This is a genomic window from Bacteroides sp. RTP31139st1_H2_RTP31139_211217 (genome assembly GCF_040227615.1).
Lineage (GTDB): Bacteria > Bacteroidota > Bacteroidia > Bacteroidales > Bacteroidaceae > Bacteroides > Bacteroides uniformis.
Window position 1 is genome coordinate 1 of record NZ_JBCNZM010000208.1, and the last position, 6,788, is coordinate 6,788.

General features: G+C 43.6%; 5 protein-coding genes and 1 tRNA gene. 1 reads left to right on the plus strand and 5 read right to left on the minus strand.

Translation table 11 applies throughout. The features are described 5' to 3' along the window. From ABUA47_RS21825 to ABUA47_RS21845, 5 genes are all read right to left on the minus strand, one after another. Positions 1-1,540 (minus strand): SusC/RagA family TonB-linked outer membrane protein (locus tag ABUA47_RS21825; RefSeq protein WP_349832041.1); only part of this gene is annotated, 1,540 nt, incomplete at its 3' end. Between the two features lie 166 nt (positions 1,541-1,706). Next, a complete protein-coding gene (locus tag ABUA47_RS21830; protein WP_005829247.1) occupies positions 1,707-2,624 on the minus strand; it encodes a dihydrodipicolinate synthase family protein in 918 nt (305 codons plus the stop codon). A 37-nt stretch (positions 2,625-2,661) separates the two neighbouring features. Further along, the gene (locus tag ABUA47_RS21835; protein ID WP_035448441.1) at positions 2,662-5,130 is read right to left on the minus strand and encodes a sodium:solute symporter family transporter; all 2,469 of its coding nucleotides are present in this window, start codon (positions 5,128-5,130) and stop codon (positions 2,662-2,664) included. A gap of 11 nt (positions 5,131-5,141) precedes the next feature. Continuing rightward, entirely contained in the window at positions 5,142-5,888 is a 747-nt protein-coding gene (locus tag ABUA47_RS21840) for a FadR/GntR family transcriptional regulator (protein WP_005829254.1), read from the minus strand. A 335-nt stretch (positions 5,889-6,223) separates the two neighbouring features. Further along, positions 6,224-6,296, minus strand: a tRNA-Gly gene (locus ABUA47_RS21845). A 141-nt stretch (positions 6,297-6,437) separates the two neighbouring features. On the opposite strand from ABUA47_RS21845, the gene ABUA47_RS21850 reads away from it, so the two are divergent. Continuing rightward, positions 6,438-6,788, plus strand: a 351-nt coding sequence (locus ABUA47_RS21850) for a bifunctional adenosylcobinamide kinase/adenosylcobinamide-phosphate guanylyltransferase (protein ID WP_349832043.1), incomplete at its 3' end; no start/stop codon positions are given.

The following is a 6,788-nucleotide window of genomic DNA, read 5'->3' on the forward strand; positions in this document are numbered from 1 at the left end:
GCTCATCCGTCATGTTGGTAGTCGCCTTCCGCGTTCCATTCATCGGGTTGGCACGCATGAATGTATCTCCATGGCTGTTTTGCGTAAACAAAGAAGCGGTGCCCACAGCATGCCATCCTTTCAAAACTTCCCAATCAAGAGAGCCGACTAACCCCAAACGGTTGGTACGCTGATTGTTATCATTAAAATACGAGTAGAAGCTCGGATTCGGAGACGAAGAGTTTGGACCTGGCGTCGGGGTTCCGTACCATTCATTGTCAGACACCCAATATTTACGTTGAACAGCCGGGGTCATCAGTCCACGGGAAATCACCTGATACTGACTGGCATACTCTTCGCTATTCGTCTGGCTGTAATCTATGTTGCTACTGAAAGTCAGGTTCTCTCTGATTTTGGCAGTTACATTAGTACGGGCATTGAAACGGTCGAATGCCGTGCCTACACCTACACCGGAATCTTTCATATAGCCAATACTGCCCACATAGCTCAATTTCTCCGTACCTCCTTCTATCCCCACATAATAATTTTGCCAAAGAGCATTCTTGAAACAAGTACTGGCCCAATCATTATCTTCAAAAATCAAAGTCTTACTGGGATCCAACGGATCAGCCACAGACTTCCATCCTGCCGGAATGCTCTCTCCATCCCTCAGGTAACGGGTAGAAAACTTGGAAGCATCCGTATTGCCGGAACTATAAGCATATCCGTCAAGGTATAACTTTTCCGGACTGGGTCCGGAAGCCCAACGATCGCGCATGATAGTAACAGCTTGGGTAGCATCCAGATACTCAATCATCCGCTCCACATTCTCGTTTGCAAAGGAAGCCTCAAACGTCACTCGAGGAGCACCGCTTTTTCCTTTTCTTGTCGTAATCAGGACAACTCCATTCGATGCACGCGAACCATAAATAGCAGAAGAAGCGGCATCCTTCAAGACTTCGATAGATTCGATGTCATTGGGATTGATACCCGCTGTACTGCGCTCTACGCCATCAACTAATATAAGAGGAGAATTACTCTGACTGATAGATGAACCACCACGAATCAAGAACGTAGCCTCTGCACCCGGAGTATTGTTCTCATTGTACACACGTACACCCGCAATTTTACCCTTCAGCCCTTCTCCCACAGTATTGATAGGAGTTGCCTTCAATGTTTCTCCATCCACCTTGCTGATGGCAGATGTTACGGTACGCTTGGATTGGGTACCATAACCTACAACCACCACTTCATCCAGCCCCATGGTGGTCGGTTCCATCCGGATGTTAAGAATCTTTTGATTAGTAATCAGGATTTGCTGTTCATCATAGCCCACATAGGAAAATACAAGAGTTTCCCCCTTGCTTACTTTCAGCTGGAAAGCGCCATTCATATCCGTAATAACTCCTCGAGTCGTACCCTTCACAGCGATGGAAACTCCTGGAAGAGTTTCACCAGTATTGTCCACTACTACACCTGATAGGTTAAATTCTTGTGCCCAAAGCAAAAATGGGCAAAATAGTAGAAAAGTTATGAGGTGAAAATGAAATATTTTTCTCATCTTTGTTACGATTTTAATAATAAATTGTTTCAGTAATTTATTTAAGGGGAAACGGGAAGTGCCAATACTCGTTTCCCCTCCCTTTTCGGGGGTCAAACTTAAGTTGGCCAATGAGTTTTTTCATTGGATGTATTGTTGCAATATCTCCATAGGCAATCGTTTTTAGTTAATTAATGTATTTGAAGAATTCCGTATTTTTCAATTCGTTTCTTGTCTCCTCCAGCTCTTCTTCAGAACAAGGAGCTATCGGCAATCGACATGGTCCACAGTCTATTCCTGCCAGTTTCATGAATATCTTACCAGCTCTGACTCCTCCTCCATGCTTTATCAGCACATCAATGATTTCAACAGATTTCCATTGCATTTCACGGGCTGTTTCAAGGTCTCCCTTTTCCATGGCTTCCATCACAGCTTTGTATATACCCGGAACATAGTTGTAGGTACTGCCTACGGCAGCCTTAGCTCCAACCGACAATCCGGTAATCAGTATCTCATCAAAACCGTGCAAGACTTCGAACGCCCCACCGTCCGCATGAATGCACTGCTGCATCTCCATCAGGTTGTTATGAGTAAACTTGACTCCCACCAGATTGGGAATTTGCTTCTTGCCCTCTATAAGGAACTTGTGTACCGGCAAGGAAACCCCGGTTATGGACGGCATGTTATAGTAATAAAACGGCAAGCGGGAAGCCGATGCAGCTATCGGCTTGAAAAAACCTATCAGCTCATCTACAGAACCGGGCTTGAAAAAGCAGGGCGCCATGGCTGCTATCATATCAGCTCCAATAGCTTGCGCATGGGCTGCCAGCTCGGCACACTGAACCTGCGACATGCCACCTACATGCACTATCACTTTCAGTTTTCCCTTGGCTGCCTCCATCCATTTTTCCGCAACAGCCTTTCGTTCTTCTGTTGTCAGAGAAACGGATTCTCCCGTCGTGCCACAAATAAACACTCCCGTCACACATTTCTTTTGCATCAGAAACTCTGCATACGGCCCGATCACCTGCAAATTTAAGGAACCATCTTCGTGCATTGGCGTAAATGGTGCAGCGATTAATCCTGTTAAAAGTCGTTTGTTCATAAATAAAATTATATTATAATTAATGATAGGTTCAAACCTATTTTTTCTTAAAGAACAAGCTTGCCAGATAACCTATGACAAAACATGAGATAAAGCCGGATGCCGTGTACAAAAGCAAATGGAACGTCTGGAATCTGGCAACAAACAATTGTACGATGATACTTGCGACTATACCAATGATTGCTCCTCCGGAATTGGCGCGTTTGGTAAGCATGCCCAACATGAACAGTCCTCCCATACTGCCCAATATGAGCCCGAGTATCTTGTTAAATTCGTCCCACAATGAAGCGATATTCCATGTTGCCATAAGAAAAGCAAAAGATAGACTAATGATTCCTATCACACAAGTTGCCATACGTGCCGCATGCAATTCATTGCCACCCTCTCCCTTATGAAAGAAACGTGAATAAATGTCTACTATATAAGCTGTGGCTGCCGAATTCATACTGCCGCTCAAAGTGGACATTGCCGCAGCGAAGATGCCCGAAATCAACAACCCTACAATACCGACCGGTAATTGGGTAAAAATATACCACGGAAAAATAGCATCGCCGTTAGGAATACTGATACTCAGATTCTCAGGATACACCTTGTAATAGGCATAAAGCGCAGTGCCTATAAAGAAGAAAATCAGTGTGGCGGGAACAGTCAGTATCGCATTGGTCCATACACTCTTCCGTGCCTCTTTCATCGAAGAGGTAGTGAGATAGCGCTGCACCATACTTTGGTCCGTCCCATAGGTGGTAAGATGGGTAAAACATGCGGCAATAATGACAGTCCACATCGTAGCATCCTTCAAGTCAAAGTTCGTCGCTCCCAAATCGAACTTACCGTTTGCCACGGCAATATCAATCGTTTCACCCAATCCACCGGGAAGAGAACACGAGATGTATATCACTGCAAATATCGCTCCTCCCAACAGTACAATTACTTGAATGGCATCTGTCCATACAACCGCCTCTATTCCCCCTATCATTGTATATAGAATACTACAAACTCCCATAATACCGATACATAGGAATATATCCAATCCAGTCACCACATTCAAAGCAATGGAGGGCAGAAAAAGCACAACGCCCATACGCCCTACCTGGAAAATAATAAAGGCCAGACTGCAAATAACCCGGATAAAGACATTGAAACGTATCTCCAGATATTCATAGGCAGTCGTTATATTCAATCTCCGGAAAAAAGGAATAAAGACATAAACAATGACGGGGGCAACAAACACAATACCGGTATTGAACAACACATAACTCCAGTTAGTGGCATATGCCTTGGAGGGTATAGCCATGAAGGTGATGGCACTCAACGCGGTTCCGAAAAGACTCAGCCCGGCAGCCCACCACGGAATACGTCCTCCACCCTTGAAATAGTCATTCGTACTTTTCTGGCGCCGTGAAAAGTAAATTCCAATTCCGGCCAATACGGCAAAATAACCGATAATCACAAGGATATTGACAAGTCCCAACCCCTTTTCCAAAGGAACAATATCCCCTTGAAGGCTGTACAGTCTATTCGTTCCGGAACTGGCATTGCTACCGAGTATAACGAAGGAACGGTTTCTTTGCAAGACTTGCATGGTGTCATAGGTACCTGGAATACATTCAGACTTGACAAGAGTCTGCGTAATTGTATGGTATTTCCATAAAGCATTCTCTTTTTTAAGATGCTGTGTATCTTCCGGCTCTTTCTGAAAAAGAAGTATATGGTTGGCTCCGCTGGCGACAGCAGCACATATTCCTTTCGGAAAATCCGAACCTAATGAACTCCATTTACCCAATTGGGGGTTATAGACATATCCATCAGTCAAGCAAGAAGACAACCCTTCTTCCGTTTCCGTCTGTCCACCCAATAAATACAGACAAGGGGAAACGCCGTTGTTCTGTACCACGAGAATTGCATCTTCCCGGACGCATCCCGGATAGCCCGGTAGTTCTTTCCATCCTCTGGACTTGTTCGACAAGTCCAGCACAAAAAAAGAATCCGATAACCTAGACGGACTTACCGACTTCCTGCCTCCAAACAAATATACCTTATTGTCCAGTAGTGCTCCTGCCGCGTTAGACAACGGAAAAGGAAGTGGCGGCCAATCTTCCGAAACATTCAGTTTGCCCTGCTGCATTGTGACAAGAAATACATCTTCGTAGCATTGGGAAGAATCACGCCCTCCAATACACAAGATACCGTCAGAGAGTGTTATGGAAGCGCCATAAGCCAACGGCTTGGACAACACATCTTCATACAAAGCGAATCCGGCATTTTCAGAAAGGCATACCGCATTTCTTCCCCATCGGCTATAATCGTCGGAAGTGCCGCCTGCCAAGACAATTTGTCCGCCAAGTACTCCGGAAAAGAGTCCCAAAGTGTTGTGTTCCTCATTAAAAACACTCTCGTTGCCCCACTTTATCTGCTCAGAATGAGAAGCATCTGCAGCTCTTAGGCTTTGCCCCCAAAACAAACAAAGGCATACCAATGCAACACAATTATTTACAATCCGTGTCATTTGTCATATTTTTATTGTGATTGACCCTTATTCTGTTCTCCTAACACTGCCCTATCATAAATCAGCTTCTTATAGACATAAAAGTGTTGCTCGATAGCATTTCTGTAGCCCATTTCATCCTTATTCTTGATAAAGTTCAATAAATCGGTGTGAGTTACAATCTTTCCCTTTTTCTCCAGTTCTATATTTATAGCTTCCACCCGTTCCCTCAAATTGGTTTTTACAAAGTTCATAACCGGATGAATGATGCTTTGGAACTGTACAATCGTCTTATTCCCCGTTATTTCGTATAGTTTTGAATGGAAAGTATATTCGCTGAGATTGGCATATTCGTTGTTCCCCAATGCAACGCCTGCATTAACAATCTCTTCCAGTTCCATAATATCCTGCTCTTTAATATTATGAAATATGTCACTACTGATTCCTATCTCCAAGGCAACCCTAAATCCCAAAAGATCGAGAAGTGATTCCTGGCTCATAATACGGGGATCAACCACTCTCTTCATTCCCCCTAAGATGAAAGGCTCAGTTAATATCATTCCACGACGTGTACGGCTTTCAATCATTCCCATCATTTTCAGACGGCTAAGAGCTTCCCGAAGAACACTACGAGCTACCCCCAACGCTGACGACAACTCAATTTCGTTAGGGATAGAATCACCCACTTTCAAGTCCTGACTTCTGAAATAATTCAATAACTTGTCTTCCACTTGGTCTACCAAAGTAATCGACTGCCCATCAATTTTTAAGTTTTCCATATATTAAATCGTGTTATTATTAGTCCTATTAGTATTATTTGTCAGACAAATAAATGGATATTTTTTAATAAAAGCAACATATAAAGAATATATTATTACTTCTTTTATATTTATTAACTTTTAAAGTGTTGCATTTTTGTAAATTTACTATTCACGATGTAATGTATATTTCGGCTATATTACATATGCGAACAAACAATAAGAAAAACAGAAAAAGGGGAAAAACAATATAAGTGCAGCTTAAAAAATAGTTTAGAAGAATTATTAATACCTGAGAATGAATGTTCTTAAAAAAGAAAAAGACTGAATAACTAAGTATTCAGCCTTTTATAAAGAGCGGCAAGCGAGACTCGAACTCGTGACCCTCAGCTTGGGAAGCTGATGCTCTACCAACTGAGCTACTGCCGCATAAACATTTCCAAGGTCATGCCTTAAAAACGGTGGCAAAGTTAATAAATTACTTCCTAAAAAAACAAACGTTTCGTCAAATATTTCTTATTTTTGCTCGGGAAAACAAATATATTCTTTCAAAATACAGACTAAATACCAATGAAACGAATCATACTCATCACCGGAGGAGCACGTTCCGGCAAAAGCACCTATGCGGAAAAGCTGGCACTCGAGCTCTCTCCCACTCCCGTTTATCTTGCCACGGCACGCATCTGGGACGAAGAATTCAGCCAGAGGGTAATCCAGCATCAGGAACGCCGGGGACCGGAATGGACAAACATCGAAGAGGAGAAAGAACTCAGCCGCCACCGGCTGGAGGGGCGGGTCGTCCTGATAGACTGCATCACCCTGTGGTGTACCAATTTCTTCTTCGACCTCGAGTCTGATACCGACCGGGCACTTGCCGCTGCCAAGGCGGAATTCAACCGCTTCACGGCACAAGACGCAACC